Below are 14,981 nucleotides of genomic sequence, written 5' to 3' on the forward strand. Positions count from 1 at the left end.
ATGGAGGCCGGCATTCCTTGTTTGGGAGTTGGAGACCGATGCGGATCGCGCAGATTTCCCCGCTTGCAGAGGCTGTGCCGCCCAAGCTGTATGGCGGGACCGAGCGGGTCGTATCCTGGCTCACCGAGGAACTCGTCCGGCAGGGCCACGACGTCACCCTTTTCGCGAGCGGCGATTCCGAGACCGGGGCGACGCTGGTTCCCGGCTGCGAGAAGGGGCTGCGCCTTCTCGGCGTGCGCGACCATACCGCCCACAACCTCGTCATGCTCGACCGGGTGAGGAAGATCGCCGACCAGTTCGACATCATCCATTGCCACATCGACGTGCTGCAATATCCGATGTTCCAGGATCTGAGCCACAAGCTCGTGACCACGCTGCACGGTCGCCTCGACCTGCCGGACTATTATCCGGTCTTCGAGGAATACCCCCAGATGCCGCTGGTCTCGATCTCCGACAGCCAGCGCGAGCCGATGGTGCCGGGCGTGAATTGGGTGGATACCGTCTATCACGGCCTGCCGTCGGACGTGGCGCCCTACAATGCCAAGGGCGGCGACTATCTCGCCTTCCTCGGCCGCATCTCGCCCGAGAAGCGTCCCGACCGCGCGATCGAGATCGCGAAGCGCGCCGGCGTCCGGCTGAAGATCGCCGCCAAGGTCGATAAGGCGGACCAGGAATATTACGACGAGGTGATCGAGCCGCTGCTCGACCATCCGCTGATCGAGTTCATCGGCGAGATCGACGAGCGCCAGAAGGTCGGCTTCCTCGGCAACGCCATGGCTCTGCTGTTCCCCATCGATTGGCGCGAGCCCTTCGGCCTCGTCATGATCGAGGCGATGTCGGCTGGAACGCCCGTTGTCGCCTGGAAGAACGGCTCGGTGCCCGAGGTGATCGCCGACGGCGTCGGGGGCGTGATCGTCGAATCGATGGATGCGGCGGTCGCAGGCGTCGAGAGGGTGCGCGGCTTCGACCGGCGCAAGGTGCGGGACTATTTCGAATCGCGCTTCACGGCCGAGCGGATGGCCAGCAACTACCTCGCGGCTTATAAGAAGGTCATCGATTCGGGCGCGCGACCGCCTCAGCTCGTAGCTGCCGAGTAGCGTTGCGGCTCCGGGGCGCCGGCGGATCATCCGGCGCTGCCCGGCCCTCGCGGGCGGCATCTGGGACGGCGTTCGGCCGGGCAACCGGGGAGCCTGCGAACCGCCGATGAACGACAGCTCGATCCCGAAATCCGACCTCGATCAGGCGCCGGCAGCCGAGCTGCCGGAGCACTATATCGAAGCGCAGACCTCGCTCGTCGAGCGGGTGCTGCGCACCCTCAAACAGGGCGATACCTTCGCCGTCCTCGATACCTACGGGGATGTCGGCACCTTCGGCGAGACGCCCGAGGGGCTGTTCATGCGCGACACGCGCTATCTCTCGCTCTTCGAGATGAGGATCGAGGGGCGCAGGCCGCTCCTCCTCGGTTCCGTCATCCAGAACGACAACGCCGCGCTCACGGTCGATCTCGCCAATCCGGACGTCGTCGTCGGTGACACGACCGTCTTCCCGCGCGACATCATCTCGATCGACCGGACGAAGGTCCTGTGGGACGGCGTCTGCTACGAGCGGATCGGGCTGCGCAGCTTCGACGACCGGCCTCGCACTTTCCGGGTCTCGGTGCGGTTCGACGCTGATTTCCGCGATCTCTTCGAGGTGCGCGGCGCGCAGCGCGAGAAGCGCGGCACCCGCACGGCGAGCGTGCTCGACGATCAGACCACGGAATTCGTCTATACCGGCCTCGATTCCATCGTCCGGCGGACCCGCCTGCGCTTCGAGCCGGTGCCGAGCCGCCTCGAGACGAATCTCGGCGAGTTCACCATCCGGCTCGCGCCCGGGGAGCGCACCTCGCTCTTCGTCCGCGTGACCTGCGACGAAGGCGAGCGACGCGAGCGCCCGCCCTTCCTCGCCGCCTATCGCGGGGCCCGTCAGGCACTGCGTGCGACCCGACGCGGCGCGACCGCGATCGACAGCACGAACAGCCTCTTCGATGAGATGCTGTCGCGCTCGCTGTCCGACCTCTCGATGCTGGTCAGCCAGACGCCGGAGGGTCCCTATCCCTATGCCGGCGTGCCCTGGTTCAGCACGGTCTTCGGCCGCGACGGCATCATCACCGCGATGCTGATGCTCTGGCTCGACCCCTCCATCGCGAAGGGCGTCCTGCGCTACCTCGCCGCCAACCAGGCGACCAGCGTCGATCCGGACGCGGATGCCCAGCCCGGCAAGATCCTGCACGAGCGCCGCTGCGGGGAGATGGCCGTCCTCGGCGAGGTCCCGTTCCGGCGCTATTACGGCACCGTCGACGCGACGCCGCTCTTCGTCATGCTGGCGGGGATGTATGTCGACCGCACCGGCGACCGCGAGACCATCGAGGCGATCTGGCCGAATATCGAGGCCGCGCTGACCTGGTGCGACACCTACGGCGACCGGGACGGCGACGGCTTCGTCGAGTATTTCCGCGAGACGCCGAGCGGTCTCGCGAACCAGGGCTGGAAGGACAGCCAGGATTCCATCTTCCACGCCGACGGGCGCCTCGCCGAGGGGCCGATCGCGCTCTGCGAGGTGCAGGGCTACGTCTATGCCGCCAAGCACGCCGCCGCCCGCATGGCCTCGATGCTCGGCCATTCCGCGAAGGGAGAGCAACTCGAAGCCCAGGCGGAGGCGCTGAAGGCGCGGTTCGACGAGGCCTTCTGGTGCGAGGAGATCGGTACCTACGCGCTGGCGCTGGACGGTGCGAAACGGCCCTGCCGCGTCCGCTCCTCCAATGCCGGCCACGCCCTCTTCACCGGGATCGCCGACCCCGCCCGCGCCGCGAGCGTCGCGGGTGCGCTGATGAGCCCCGAGGGGTTCAGCGGCTGGGGCATCCGGACGATCGCCCAGGGCGAGCCCCGCTACAACCCGATGTCCTACCACAACGGCTCGGTCTGGCCGCACGACAACGCCCTGATCGGGCTCGGCTTCGCCCGCTACGGGCTGAAGCGCGAGGCGGCGCGGGTGCTCGACGCCCTGTTCGAAGCGGCGACCTACCAGGATCTGCGGCGCCTGCCCGAACTCTATTGCGGCTTCATCCGCCGCCCGCACCGGGGGCCGACGGCCTATCCGGTCGCCTGCTCGCCTCAGGCCTGGGCCGCCGCCGCCCCCTACGGCCTCATCGAGGCCTGCCTCGGGCTTGGCCTGCGCCATGCGGAGAACGAGATCCGCTTCTCGACGCCCTATCTGCCCGCCTCCCTCGACGGCATGGTCCTGCGCGGCCTCCGGCTCGGGGACGCCGAGACCGACCTGGCCTTTCGCCGGGGGGAGGGCGAGGACGTGACGCTCAGCATCCTGTCGCGCCAGGGCGAGGTCGGGATCGTGCAGGAGCGGTAGCGCGGCGTCCCACGTCGCGGCGAGCCTCGGACGAAGGGATGACGCTTCGCCGAGGCCGAAAGAGCTTTCTTTTTGTTTGCTCTTGTTCCAAACTTCTCTCCGGAAACGCTGAAATGCGCCCGGAGAGGCGGATAGATGGTAGTTCGAGAGAGCGGCGTCCCGGGTCTCGACCGGGCGGCCGTAAAGCAGGTCGTCGCCGGCATGCCGGCCACCGATACGCGCAACCCTGACTACTTCCACAAGGTCGTCGATTGCCAATGGGCCTGCCCGGCCCATACGCCCGTGCCGGAATATATCCGGCTGATCGCGGCGGGCCGCTATACCGAGGCCTATCTCGTCAACTGGACCTCGAACGTCTTTCCGGGGATCCTCGGCCGCACCTGCGACCGACCCTGCGAGCCGGCCTGCCGACGCGGGCGCGTCGAGGACGAGCCGGTCGCGATCTGCCGCCTGAAACGGGTGGCCGCCGACAACAAGGCCGACATCTCGGGAGACCTGCCGAAGGCGCCGGAGGCGCGCAACGGCAAGCGCGTCGCGCTGGTGGGGGCAGGGCCCGCCTCCCTGACGGTGGCGCGGGACCTCGCGCCCCTCGGCTACGACATCACGATCTTCGACGGCGAGGCGCGCGGCGGCGGCATGATCCGCAGCCAGATCCCGCGCTTCCGCCTGCCTGCGAGCGTGATCGACGAGGAGGTCGGCTACATCGTCGGGATGGGCGGGATCGAGACGCGCTACGGCCAGCGGATCGACAGCCTGACCTCGCTCCTTTCGGACGGCTACGACGCGATCTTCGTCGGCACGGGCGCGCCGCGCGGGCGCGACCTCGACCTGCCCGGCCGCAAGGAGGCGGCGGCGAACATCCATATCGGCATCCAGTGGCTGGCCAACGTCTCCTTCGAGCATGTCGAGACGATCGGCCGCCGCGTGATCGTCCTCGGCGGCGGCAACACGGCGATGGATTGCTGCCGGACCGCGCGGCGCCTCGGCGGCGATGAGGTGACGGTCGTCGTCCGCTCCGGCTTCGACGAGATGAAGGCCTCGCCCTGGGAGAAGGAGGATGCGATGCACGAGGGCATCCCGATCCTCGACTACCGGGTGCCGAAGGCCTTCCTGCACGAGCACGGCCGCCTGACCGGGATGGTGTTCGAGAAGGTCCGCGCCGAGCGCGACGCCGACGGGCGCCGCCGGCTCGTGCCCACCGGCGAGCCGGACGAGACCATCGCCTGCGACGACGTCCTCGTCGCGGTCGGCCAGGAGAACGCCTTCCCCTGGATCGAGCGCGATCTCGGCCTCGACTTCGACCGCTGGGGCATGCCCGTGGTCGACAAGTCGACGTTCCAGTCGAGCCTGCCGAACGTCTTCTTCGGCGGCGATTCCGCCTTCGGTCCGAAGAACATCATCTGGGCCGTGGCGCATGGCCACGAGGCGGCGATCTCGATCGACCTTTTCTGCCAGGGGGCGAGCCTCGCCGAGCGGCCGCCGCCGCAGGTCAACCTCGCCAGCCAGAAGATGGGCATCCACGAGTGGAGCTACGACAACGACATCTCGCTCGCGAGCCGTCGCGTCGTGCCGCTGGAGGAGGCCTCCATCGCCCTCCGGGACGTGAAGATCGAGGTCGAGCTCGGCTTCGACCAGAAGCTCGCCTATGCCGAGACGCAGCGCTGCCTGAATTGCGACGTGCAGACCGTCTTCACGACCAGCCTGTGCATCGAATGCGATGCCTGCACCGATATCTGCCCGACCGACTGCATCACCTTCACGACGAACGGGACGGAGGAGGACCTCCGCTCCCGCCTCAACGCTCCGTCTCAGAACCGCGACCAGGCGCTCTACGTCTCGAGCCCCCTCAAGACGACACGGGTGATGGTGAAGGACGAGGACGTCTGCCTCCATTGCGGGCTCTGTGCCGAGCGCTGCCCGACGGGAGCCTGGGACATGCAGAAATTCCTGCTCGAGATGTCGCATGCGGCGGGGAGGGTCGGATGCGCGAGGGCCTGAGCGAGCCGGCGGATTCCCCGCGTCCGAATTCCCGTCCGCCCGTGCCCGCATCCACGGATCCGAGGCGCCTCTCCGCCACGAACGACTTCGTGGTTCAGTTCGCAAACGTGAACGGCTCGGGCTCGGCCAGCGCCAATCGCCTCTTCGCCCGCTCGATCCTGCGCATGGGCGTGCCGATCGCCTCGCGGAACATCTTCCCCTCGAACATCCAGGGCCTGCCGACCTGGTACGAGGTCCGCGTCTCAGGCCACGGCCATCTCGGGCGGCGCGGCGGCGTCGACTTCATGGTTGCGATGAACCCGCAGACCTGGGACCGGGACGTCGCCTCGATAGAGCCCGGTGGCTACCTCTTCTACGACTCGACGCGGCCGATGCCGGCCTCGAAGTTCCGCCCGGACATCAACGTCGTCGGCATGCCGCTGACGGAGCTCACCAACAGCGCCTACAAGGATCCGCGCCAGCGCCAGCTCTTCAAGAACATCATCTATGTCGGGGCGCTCGGGCGATTGCTCGGCATCGAGACCGAGGTGCTCCAGCAACTGATCGCCGAGCAGTTCCGCGGCAAGGACAAGCTGATCCCGCCGAATTACGAGGCGCTGGAGATGGGCCGGGCCTATGCCGAGGCGCATCTGCCGGAGATCGGCCTCAAGGTCGAGCGCTCCGACATGGTCGGCGACCGCATCTTCATCGAGGGGAACGATGCGGCCGGGCTCGGCTGCGTCTATGGCGGGGCGACGGTCGCGGCCTGGTATCCGATCACGCCCTCGACCTCGCTGGCCGAGGCCTTCACCAAGCATTGCCACCGCTTCCGCGTCGACAAGGAGACGGGGGAGCACCGCTTCGCCATCGTCCAGGCCGAGGACGAGCTCGCCTCGATCGGCATGGTGATCGGCGCGGCCTGGAACGGCGCGCGCGCCTTCACCGCGACCTCGGGGCCCGGCATCTCGCTGATGCAGGAATTCATCGGCCTCGCCTATTTCGCGGAGGTGCCGGCGGTCCTGTTCGACGTCCAGCGCGGCGGCCCCTCGACGGGCATGCCGACCCGCACCCAGCAATCGGACATCCTCGTCTGCGCCTATGCCTCGCACGGCGACACGAAGCACATCCTCCTCTTCCCCGAGGATCCGCGTGAATGCTTCACCATGGCGGCGGACGCGCTCGACCTCGCCGACCGGCTGCAGACGCCCGTCTTCGTGCTGCTCGATCTCGATATCGGCATGAACGAATGGCTCTGCGAGCCGCTGGAATGGGATGATGCCCGCCGCATGGACCGGGGCAAGGTCCTGACCACGGCCGAACTCGAGAGCGGCCGCGATTTCGGGCGCTATCTCGATGTCGACCATGACGGCATCGCCTACCGGACCTATCCCGGCACGCACCCGACCCGCGGCTCCTTCTTCACCCGCGGCACCTCGCGCGACCGCTACGCCCGCTACACCGAGGAGGGCGGGGCCTATGTCGACAACATGCAGCGGCTGCTGCGGAAGTTCGAGACGGCGAAGGGAATCGTGCCGGCTCCGCTGCGCCTCGACGCACCGAGCCCGACGCGGATCGGCGCGATCTATTTCGGCTCGACATCGGCCGCCATGCGCGAGGCGCTCGGCGTGCTCGACGAGCGCGGCATCGATCTCGACACGCTGCGTATCCGGGCATTCCCGTTCAGCGACGCGGTGATCGACTTCATCCTTGCCCACGACCAGGTCTTCGTGATCGAGCAGAACCGCGACGCGCAACTGCGCACGCTCATCGTCAACGAATGCGTGATCGACCCGGCCCGGCTGATCCCGATCCTGCATTACGACGGCACGCCCATCACCGCCCGCTTCATCGTGGATGCCATCGCCCGGCATGTCGATGCGGTCGGAGGCGCGGCGCGGGAGGCGGCGGAGTGAACGCCTCAGAACGCTTTCGGCAGGCCGGCCTGGCGAAGGATGGCGTTCGCCGTGTGCCGACTCGGGATTCCGACTGGGACGGCAAAGCTCTGGCGCGTCAGCGGGCTGTGCCGGATTTCGTGGCTGCCCTTGCCCTGGCGAACGAGCGAACAGCCGGCCGCGCGCAGATGGTCACGGAGGGCGCGGTCGAATTGCGGCGCCATCTAAGCCGCGACGGGTTCGGCTTCCCGCAAAGCCGTGATCTGGACGTAGACCGAGGCCGGATCGACGCCGGGATGGTTGTCGGGCAGGAGGTCGAGGGCCATCGCCGAGATCGCGTCCCACAGCCCATCGAGGGACGGCGCCGAAGCGGCGGCCGGGATGTCGTCGCAATGACCCGCCCAGACCTTCGCCTCAGGGTCCCAGGCTGCCGTCACCGTGAAGATGAGTGGTTTGGTCATGCGGCGCTCGTCGTGTCGAAGCCTTCGATCAGGCCCGGCCGGTCGACCATAGCACATCCGCGCCACACGGGATGACAGGTGACGCATGACCTACATCGCCAAGCCCAGGCTGCACCATCCGCAACTGCCGAAGAACGAGCTCGGCCTCACCCATCGCGATTACGAAGGGGCGGTCTCGACGCTGTGCGCCGGATGCGGGCACGATTCGATCTCCAGCGCCATCATCCAGGCCTGTTTTGAGCTCTCGCTGCCGCCCCACCGGGTGGCGAAGCTGTCGGGGATCGGCTGCTCGTCGAAGACGCCGACCTATTTCCTCGGGGCCAGCCACGGGTTCAACAGCGTCCATGGCCGCATGCCCTCGGTCCTGACCGGGGCGAGCCTCGCCAATCGCGACCTCGTCTATCTCGGCGTCTCGGGCGACGGGGATACGGCGTCGATCGGCTTCGGCCAGTTCGCGCATTCGATCCGGCGTGGCGTGAACATGACCTACATCGTCGAGAATAACGGCGTGTACGGACTGACCAAGGGCCAGTTCTCGGCAACCGCCGACAAGGGTTCGCCTTCGAAAAAGGGCGTGAAGAACCAGGATTCCGCGATCGACCTCGCCGGCATGGCCATCATGCTCGGCGCGACCTTCGTCGGTCGTTCCTTCTCCGGCGACAAGACGCAACTCGTGCCGCTCATCAAGGCTGCGATCGAGCACAAGGGCGCCGCCTTCATCGACGTGATCAGCCCCTGCGTGACCTTCAACAACCACGCCGCCTCGACCAAGAGCTTCGACTATGTGCGCGAGCACAACGAGGCGGTGAACTACCTCGACGTGATCATCGGGAGGGCGCCGATCATGCTCGACCAGGCGGCGGGTTCGGTCGAACTCGTCGAGCAGCATGACGGCTCGATCCTGAAGCTGCGCAAGCTCGCCGCGGATTACGACCCGACCGACAAGCTTGCCGCGCAGACCTATCTCCAGGAGCGGCAGGCGGCCGGCGAGATCGTGACCGGCCTCCTCTACGTCCAGCCCGAGGCCGAGGACCTCCATCAGCGCCTGGACATGGCGGCGACACCGCTCAATGCGATGGGCGACGCCGAACTCTGTCCCGGCAGCGCGGCTCTCGAGAGGGTGAACGCGGCGCTTCGCTGACGAGCTATGCGGCCCGCGCGGGGAGCGATGCAGCCCGCGCTCTCGATCGGGAACGCAATGCCAAGGTTTTGGCGCTATGGGGCAGACCTCGTTCGTTATAATGCGGTGCGGTGATCCGCGGCCTAGGCGATTGCGTTTTGGCGGCTGCGGATCGAGGATGGTGTCATGGTCTTCCGGCTTTCGCTGATCCCTCCCGCGTGTCTCGGCCTCTCCCTGCTGTCGACGGCCGTGGCCGCCCAGGCTCCGGCGGCGCCCGCGCCGGTGGCGCCGCCGGCCCAGGAGCAGACTGCGCCCGCCGCCCCGGCTCAGCCGCAACCGACCGCCACGCCCGCGCCGTCGGCTCCGGCGCCGACGCAATCCGCCAACCAGCCGCCGTCACCGGCCGCGCCCCCGGCACCGCCGCCCCAGCAGCAGCCCCAGCCCCAGCCGCCGCCGGCCGAGCAGGGCACGCCGGCCATCGTCATCAGCCCGGAGGAATCCGAAGGCATCATCGGGAAGACCGTCAAGAGCACCACCGGCGAGGAGTTGGGCCGCATCGTCGACATCATCGTCAACGCCCGGAGCAAGCCGCGCGCCGCGATCATCGATTTTGGCGGGTTCCTCGGGGTCGGCAGCCGCAAGATCGCGGTGGACTGGCGTCTCCTGCAATATTCCCGGCAGGGCCGCACCTGGAGCGTGACATTGGGGCTGAACCGCGCCCAGGTCAGGATGTCGCCCGAATACAAGCCCGGCGAGCCCGTCGTCGTGCTCGGGCCGCAGATCGGGCAGACGCCGGCTCCGGTTGCAGCCTCGCCGACGCCGCCTGCCGCCACGCCTCCTGCCGGAACCCCGCCCGCCGCACCCGCAGCCCCGTCCGCACCCGCTTCGGCGCCGGGAGACGGCACGGCCCCGGCGCAGCCCGCGACACCGGCTGCACCCGCTCCGGAAGCCGCCCCGCCGAGCCCCGCGGCACCGCCGGCCGCCTCCGCGCCGGCTTCGGCGCCGGCCCCCCAGCCGCAGGCTTCGCCGGCATCGCCCGACCAGGCGGCGCCGAAACCCGGGCAGTAGCGTCTCCCGTCCCGGACGCCCCCGAGACCCTGTGATCGAATTCGAGACCGGAGCGGCGAGGCCGACCGCATCCCGCCGAAGCCAGCGCAGCCTCGACTGGTTCGCCTTCTTCGTGGCGAACCTGCAGGCGGGGTTCGGCCCGTTCGTCGCCGTCTATCTGACGTCCGAAAGCTGGACCCAGACCGATATCGGCCTGCTTCTGACGATCGGCGGCGTCGCCTCTCTGGTGCTGCAATTGCCCGGCGGCGCGATGGTCGATGCGACCACGGCCAAGAAGGCGATCGCGGCCTGGTCGGTCGCATTGGTGGGGCTCAGCGCCCTGATGCTCGTGATGAGCACCACCTTCCTCGTCATCCTGCTGGGCTGGGTGCTTCATGCGGCCGCGAGCGCCACCCTGACCCCGGCCCTGGCGGCGACGAGCCTCGGCCTCGTCGGCCATGACGGCGTCGCGCGGCGCTTCGGCCGCAATGCGAGCTTCGCCTCCGCCGGCAACGCGATCGCGGCGGCGGTCATGGGGGGGATCGGCTACTGGGTCTCGAACCAGGCCGTCTTCGTCGTGACGGCTGCTCTCGCCGTCCCCGCCCTGTTCGCCCTGCGCGGGATCGCCAGCCACGAGATCGACCCCCATGTGAGCCGGGGCGAAGACAGCGAAGCGTCTGGATGGGAGGCCCTGTGGCCGCTCGTCACCAGCAAGCCGCTCTACACCCTGTTCATCTGCATGACGCTGTACTTCGTCGGCAACGCGGCCCTTCTGCCCCTGATCGGCAGCGCCCTGACGCTCCGCTCGGAGGACTCGCCGACCCTCTTCATCGCGGCCTGCATCATCGCTCCCCAGGTCCTGGTCACGGTGCTGTCGCCCGTCGTCGGCGCGAAGGCGCAGAGCTGGGGCCGGAAGCCGCTCCTTCTTCTCGCGTTCTCGGTGCTGCCGATCCGGGCCTTCGGCTTCGCCTTCATCCACGACGAGTATTGGCTCGTTCTGATCCAGACTCTCGACGGCGTCTCGGCGGCCATCATCGGCGTTCTCGTCTCCGTGATCGTCGCCGATGCGACGCGGAAGACGGGCCATTTCGCGCTCGGCCAGAGCATCGTCGGCATCGGGATGGGGCTCGGCTCTGCCATCAGCACCCTGCTCGGCGGCTTCCTGGCCGACCGTCTCGGCAGCGCCAACGCGTTCATCGGCCTCGGTTCGGTGGCGATCCTCGCCTTCCTCGTCGTGCTCGTCGCGATGCCGGAAACGCGGCCGCGCCTCGAACGCCGAAAGGCTGGGCAATAACGGTCATTCAGGTCGAGTTCAGCGGCAGACCGGTTGCATAGAACCGGTATGGACAATATCCAATCCCTGCGCGCGATCGCGCACCGCAACAAAGACCGTGGGTCTGGGTTGACTCCCGCGATCGACAGCCACGCTTCGGATGAGCCTATGGCGCTGCCGCCTTCGCACCCCTCGACCGAGGCGACCGGTCACGAGGACATGTGCTGGTATGCCAACCGGCCCTGGTCGTTCCTCTTCCGCTACATCAAGCGCCGGCCGGTCGGGCACGGGGTCATCCTCGGGCTCATCGTCCTCGCGGTCGTGTTCTCGGTCTCGACGCAATACGGCGTGAAGTCGCTCGTCGACGCGCTGACGCAGGGGCCGGGCAAGGGCGATGTCTGGTTCGCGCTGACGCTGCTCTGCGGCCTGATCGCGGCCGACAACCTCACCTGGCGGGCGGCGGGCTTCCTGGCCAGCATCACCTTCGTCGCCGTCACCGGCGACCTGCGCAAGGATCTGTTCCGGCATCTGACGGGCCACGCGCCGGCCTATTTCGCCGATCGTCCCCCGGGCACGATCGCGAGCCGCGTGACGGCCACCTCGAACGCCTTCTTCACGATCGAGACCATGTTCATCTGGAACGTGCTGCCGCCTTGCGTCGCCGCGTTCGCCTCGATCCTGCTGATCGGGACGGTCAGCATGACGATGTCCGCGGTGCTGATCGCCGTCTTCGCGGTCGTGATCGTGGCGATGTTCAAGATCGCGGCCGCCGGCCGGCCGCTCCATCACGATTATGCCGACAAGGCCGCGTCCGTGGACGGCGAGATCGTCGACGTCGTCGGCAACATGTCGCTCGTGAAGTCCTTCGGCGGCATCACGCGGGAGCGGGCGCGCTTCGACGACACCCTCGGCCGCGAGATGACGGCGCGGCGCCGCTCGCTCTTCTATCTCGAGCGCCTGCGCCTGATCCACGCCGTGGTCACGATCGGCGCGACGATCGCGCTCCTGATCTGGGCGGTGAAGCTGTGGCAGGCCGGGCAGGCGACGGCCGGCGAGGTGGTGCTCGTCTGCACGCTCGGCCTCTCGATCCTCAGCGCCACGCGCGACCTCGCCGTCGCCCTGGTGGACGTCACGCAGCATACGGCGCGCTTCTCGGAGGCGCTGCAGACGCTGCTGGTGCCGCATCGCCTCAGCAACCATCCGGCCGCGAGCGAACTCGCCCCTCACGGCGCCAGCATCAAGTTCGAGGACGTGTCCTTCGCCTATGCGGGCGTGAAGGGCATGTTCAAGGACTTCAACCTCGAAATCGGCGAGGGTCAGTGGGTCGGCATCATCGGGCCTTCGGGCGCCGGCAAGTCGACCATGTTCTCGCTGCTGCAGCGCTTCTACGACATCGATAGCGGGCGCATCCTCATCGACGGTCAGGACATCCGGAAGGTCACGCAGGAAAGCCTGCGCCGCGCCATCACCGTCGTGCCGCAGGACATCTCGCTGTTCCACCGCACGCTCAAGGAGAACATCCGCTACGGCCGGCCCGATGCGACCGACGAGGAGGTTCGCGAGGCGATGGAGGCGGCCCAGTGCACGGACTTCATCGCCGAGATGCCCGAGGGCATGGAGACGATCGTCGGCGACCGGGGCGTCAAGCTCTCCGGCGGCCAGCGGCAGCGCATCGCGATCGCCCGGGCGCTCCTGAAGAACGCGCCGATCCTGCTCCTCGACGAGGCCACCTCTGCCCTTGATACCCACTCGGAGGCCGAGGTGCGCGCGGCGCTGGCGAACCTGATGCGTGGCCGCACCGTGCTCGCCATCGCCCACCGTCTGCCGACGCTCGCCAACTTCGATCGCATCATCACGATCAATGGCGGCAAGGTGGTCAGCGATACCCTGGCCGAGGGCGGTCACGAGCGCGTGGCCCGGATGACGGGCTCGCCCCACACGGCGCTGCACCCGGTCGCCGCGGAATAGCGCGGCCGGCGGCGCGCCTGTCCGCCGAAAGCCCGGACCTGAGCCTCAGCGGCCGGGCGGCCCGAGATGGGGGCGGATCATCGTCAGCATCCGCTCGGCGGGCGTGTTGGGCGGAAAGAAGCCCAGATACGCCCCGTCCCGCCCCATGAGATAGACATAGGCGCTGTGGTCGACGGTGTAGCCGTCCGGCGTGTCCGCCTTCTGGAACGACGCCTTGTAGAGCCGTGCGACCCGTCTGATCTCGTCGAGGCTCCCCGTGAGTCCGAGGAGCCGGGGGTGGAACAGCGAGACGTAGGTCTTCAGGTGTTCCGCCGTATCGCGCTCGGGATCGACCGTGATGAAGAGCGGCTGGATATCGCCCCCGGCCGGACCCAGCAACTCGATCGCCCTGCTCATCTCCTGCAGGTCGGTCGGGCAGATGTCGGGGCAATACGAGAAGCCGAAATAGACCAGCATCAGCTTGCCGCGGAACTCCTCCGGGGCGTGCCGGCGGCCGTCGTGACCCAGGAGCGAGAACGGTCCCCCGACCGGCTCGCGGTTCCACATCAGGACGTCCATGAGCTCGGCGGCCGAGCGCTCGGGCCCGTCGGCCTCGGCCGGACGAACGGCCGCGTTCAGGGCACAGAGGACAGCCAGCGCGATGCGGGCGGCCTTCGTCATGCGCCGAAGACGAGCCGGCTGCCGGTCGTGGTGATCAGAACGTTGTCGGGCATCTGCGCCTTGGCCTCGAGCGCGAAGTTCAGGCCGCTGCAATGCATCGGAATGACGACGTCCGGTTCGAGCTTCTTCACCTCCGCGACGATCTCCTTGAGATAATCGGGGGATGCGGGGCCGAGGTGGAAGCCGCCGACGATGGCGTGGACCTTCTTGACCCCCGAGACCGCCTGGGCCTGCAGGACGGAATTGACGATCCCGACATGGCCGCAGGACGAGATGACGACGAGGCCGCGATCCTTGACGTTGAAGCAGGTCGCATGTTCGTGGACGTGGTCGTCCGGCACGCGCTTCCCCAGCAGCTCGGCGGGCGTGTAGTGGTCCGCGTTGCAGCCGGTCGTCTCGAGCGTGCCGCGATCGACAAAGGTGTTGGGTAGGATGCGCTCGACGGAGCTCCGCTTGATCTGGCCGGTCGTGAAGGCGTGACCGGCGATCACGGTCGGAGTCTCGCAGAGCACCGTCGTGACCTTCTGGGCGGCGAGATCGCGGCGGTCAAGCTGGCCGAAATCCGTGAACTGGCCCTGGCCGGCCGGCGATACGCGATGGCAGAAATTGTCCTCTCCGCCGGCGAACAGCTTGATGTCCTGCGGCAGGGACGAGCGGTACTTGTCGAGGAAGCCGTTCAGCCCGCCGTAATGGTCGTGATGGCCGTGGCTGACGATCAGCGCGTCCGCCTTGGTCGGGTCGACCTTGAGGATGCCGATATTGTTGAGCAGGGCATCGGGGCTGTAGCCGAAATCGAGCATGATGGTGCGTGCCTCGTCGGCCCTCTGGCTTTCGAGGAAGAGCGACAGGCCCCACTGATTGTGAAGCACCTGCCTGTAATCGGCGCCGCGGCCCGATCCGGGCGGGATGTGCCGCACGCCCTGCACGGTCACGGGCTTGAGGAACTGGTCATGCGCGGAATCGATGAGCACGCGCATCGCGAGCCGGTCGACCGTCGGGACCTCGATCGTCGCCGCATTGGCCACCTCGATACACGAGAAGCCGGCCGCCGAACTCATGAGTGCCGCTGCGCCCTTGATGAAACTGCGCCGGTCGGTCGTATAACCCATGGATCGATGCCCCGTTGAACCATCGATGATTCTAGTACAGGTAGGGGCGAAAGTTGTTCTCTATTTCGGATC

12 protein-coding genes are annotated in these 14,981 nt (G+C 67.9%); 8 read left to right on the forward strand and 4 right to left on the reverse strand.

Annotated features, from left to right (window positions below; all coding sequences use genetic code 11):
* Positions 1 to 38: 38 nt before the first annotated feature.
* The 4 genes from EV668_RS16355 to EV668_RS16370 all read left to right on the forward strand — a co-directional run bounded on the left by EV668_RS16355 (position 39) and on the right by EV668_RS16370 (position 7,292).
* Positions 39 to 1,097 carry a glycosyltransferase family 4 protein gene (locus EV668_RS16355; protein WP_133771855.1) on the forward strand — a complete coding sequence of 353 codons (1,059 nt, stop codon included), beginning with the start codon at positions 39 to 41 and terminating at the stop codon, positions 1,095 to 1,097.
* Positions 1,098 to 1,203: 106 nt separating this feature from the next.
* The gene (locus EV668_RS16360) at positions 1,204 to 3,402 is read left to right on the forward strand and encodes an amylo-alpha-1,6-glucosidase (RefSeq protein WP_133771857.1); all 2,199 of its coding nucleotides are present in this window, start codon (positions 1,204 to 1,206) and stop codon (positions 3,400 to 3,402) included.
* 201 nt (positions 3,403 to 3,603) lie between these two features.
* Complete coding sequence (locus EV668_RS16365; protein ID WP_133772108.1) at positions 3,604 to 5,400, forward strand: FAD-dependent oxidoreductase; 1,797 nt, start codon at positions 3,604 to 3,606, stop codon at positions 5,398 to 5,400.
* Between the two features lie 89 nt (positions 5,401 to 5,489).
* Complete coding sequence (locus tag EV668_RS16370; protein ID WP_245513231.1) at positions 5,490 to 7,292, forward strand: 2-oxoacid:acceptor oxidoreductase subunit alpha; 1,803 nt, start codon at positions 5,490 to 5,492, stop codon at positions 7,290 to 7,292.
* Between the two features lie 5 nt (positions 7,293 to 7,297).
* On the opposite strand, the gene EV668_RS16375 is transcribed toward EV668_RS16370, so the two are convergent.
* Both EV668_RS16375 and EV668_RS16380 read right to left on the reverse strand, forming a co-directional pair.
* Positions 7,298 to 7,495, reverse strand: a complete 198-nt coding sequence (locus tag EV668_RS16375) for a type II toxin-antitoxin system HicA family toxin (protein WP_133771861.1) — start codon at positions 7,493 to 7,495, stop codon at positions 7,298 to 7,300.
* Positions 7,496 to 7,732 (reverse strand): DUF1902 domain-containing protein, encoded by a 237-nt coding sequence (locus EV668_RS16380; protein ID WP_133771863.1) that lies wholly within the window; start codon positions 7,730 to 7,732, stop codon positions 7,496 to 7,498.
* 85 nt (positions 7,733 to 7,817) lie between these two features.
* On the opposite strand from EV668_RS16380, the gene EV668_RS16385 reads away from it, so the two are divergent.
* The 4 genes from EV668_RS16385 to EV668_RS16400 all read left to right on the forward strand — a co-directional run bounded on the left by EV668_RS16385 (position 7,818) and on the right by EV668_RS16400 (position 13,140).
* On the forward strand, positions 7,818 to 8,873 hold the full coding sequence (locus tag EV668_RS16385) for a 2-oxoacid:ferredoxin oxidoreductase subunit beta (protein ID WP_133771865.1): 1,056 nt from the start codon (positions 7,818 to 7,820) through the stop codon (positions 8,871 to 8,873).
* Between the two features lie 165 nt (positions 8,874 to 9,038).
* Positions 9,039 to 9,920, forward strand: a complete 882-nt coding sequence (locus EV668_RS16390) for a PRC-barrel domain-containing protein (protein WP_133771867.1) — start codon at positions 9,039 to 9,041, stop codon at positions 9,918 to 9,920.
* 31 nt (positions 9,921 to 9,951) lie between these two features.
* Complete coding sequence (locus EV668_RS16395; protein WP_245513232.1) at positions 9,952 to 11,193, forward strand: MFS transporter; 1,242 nt, start codon at positions 9,952 to 9,954, stop codon at positions 11,191 to 11,193.
* A 147-nt stretch (positions 11,194 to 11,340) separates the two neighbouring features.
* Positions 11,341 to 13,140, forward strand: a complete 1,800-nt coding sequence (locus EV668_RS16400; protein WP_133771869.1) for an ABC transporter ATP-binding protein — start codon at positions 11,341 to 11,343, stop codon at positions 13,138 to 13,140.
* Positions 13,141 to 13,185: 45 nt separating this feature from the next.
* Here EV668_RS16400 and EV668_RS16405 read toward each other — a convergent pair whose 3' ends face one another.
* Positions 13,186 to 13,800 carry an SCO family protein gene (locus EV668_RS16405; RefSeq protein ID WP_133771871.1) on the reverse strand — a complete coding sequence of 205 codons (615 nt, stop codon included), beginning with the start codon at positions 13,798 to 13,800 and terminating at the stop codon, positions 13,186 to 13,188.
* Positions 13,797 to 14,909 carry an MBL fold metallo-hydrolase gene (locus tag EV668_RS16410; RefSeq protein ID WP_133771873.1) on the reverse strand — a complete coding sequence of 371 codons (1,113 nt, stop codon included), beginning with the start codon at positions 14,907 to 14,909 and terminating at the stop codon, positions 13,797 to 13,799. The genes EV668_RS16405 and EV668_RS16410 overlap by 4 nt, the downstream gene beginning before the upstream one ends.
* Positions 14,910 to 14,981: the final 72 nt, after the last annotated feature.

Origin of the sequence: Enterovirga rhinocerotis (assembly GCF_004363955.1) — a bacterium.
Taxonomy (GTDB): domain Bacteria; phylum Pseudomonadota; class Alphaproteobacteria; order Rhizobiales; family Beijerinckiaceae; genus Enterovirga; species Enterovirga rhinocerotis.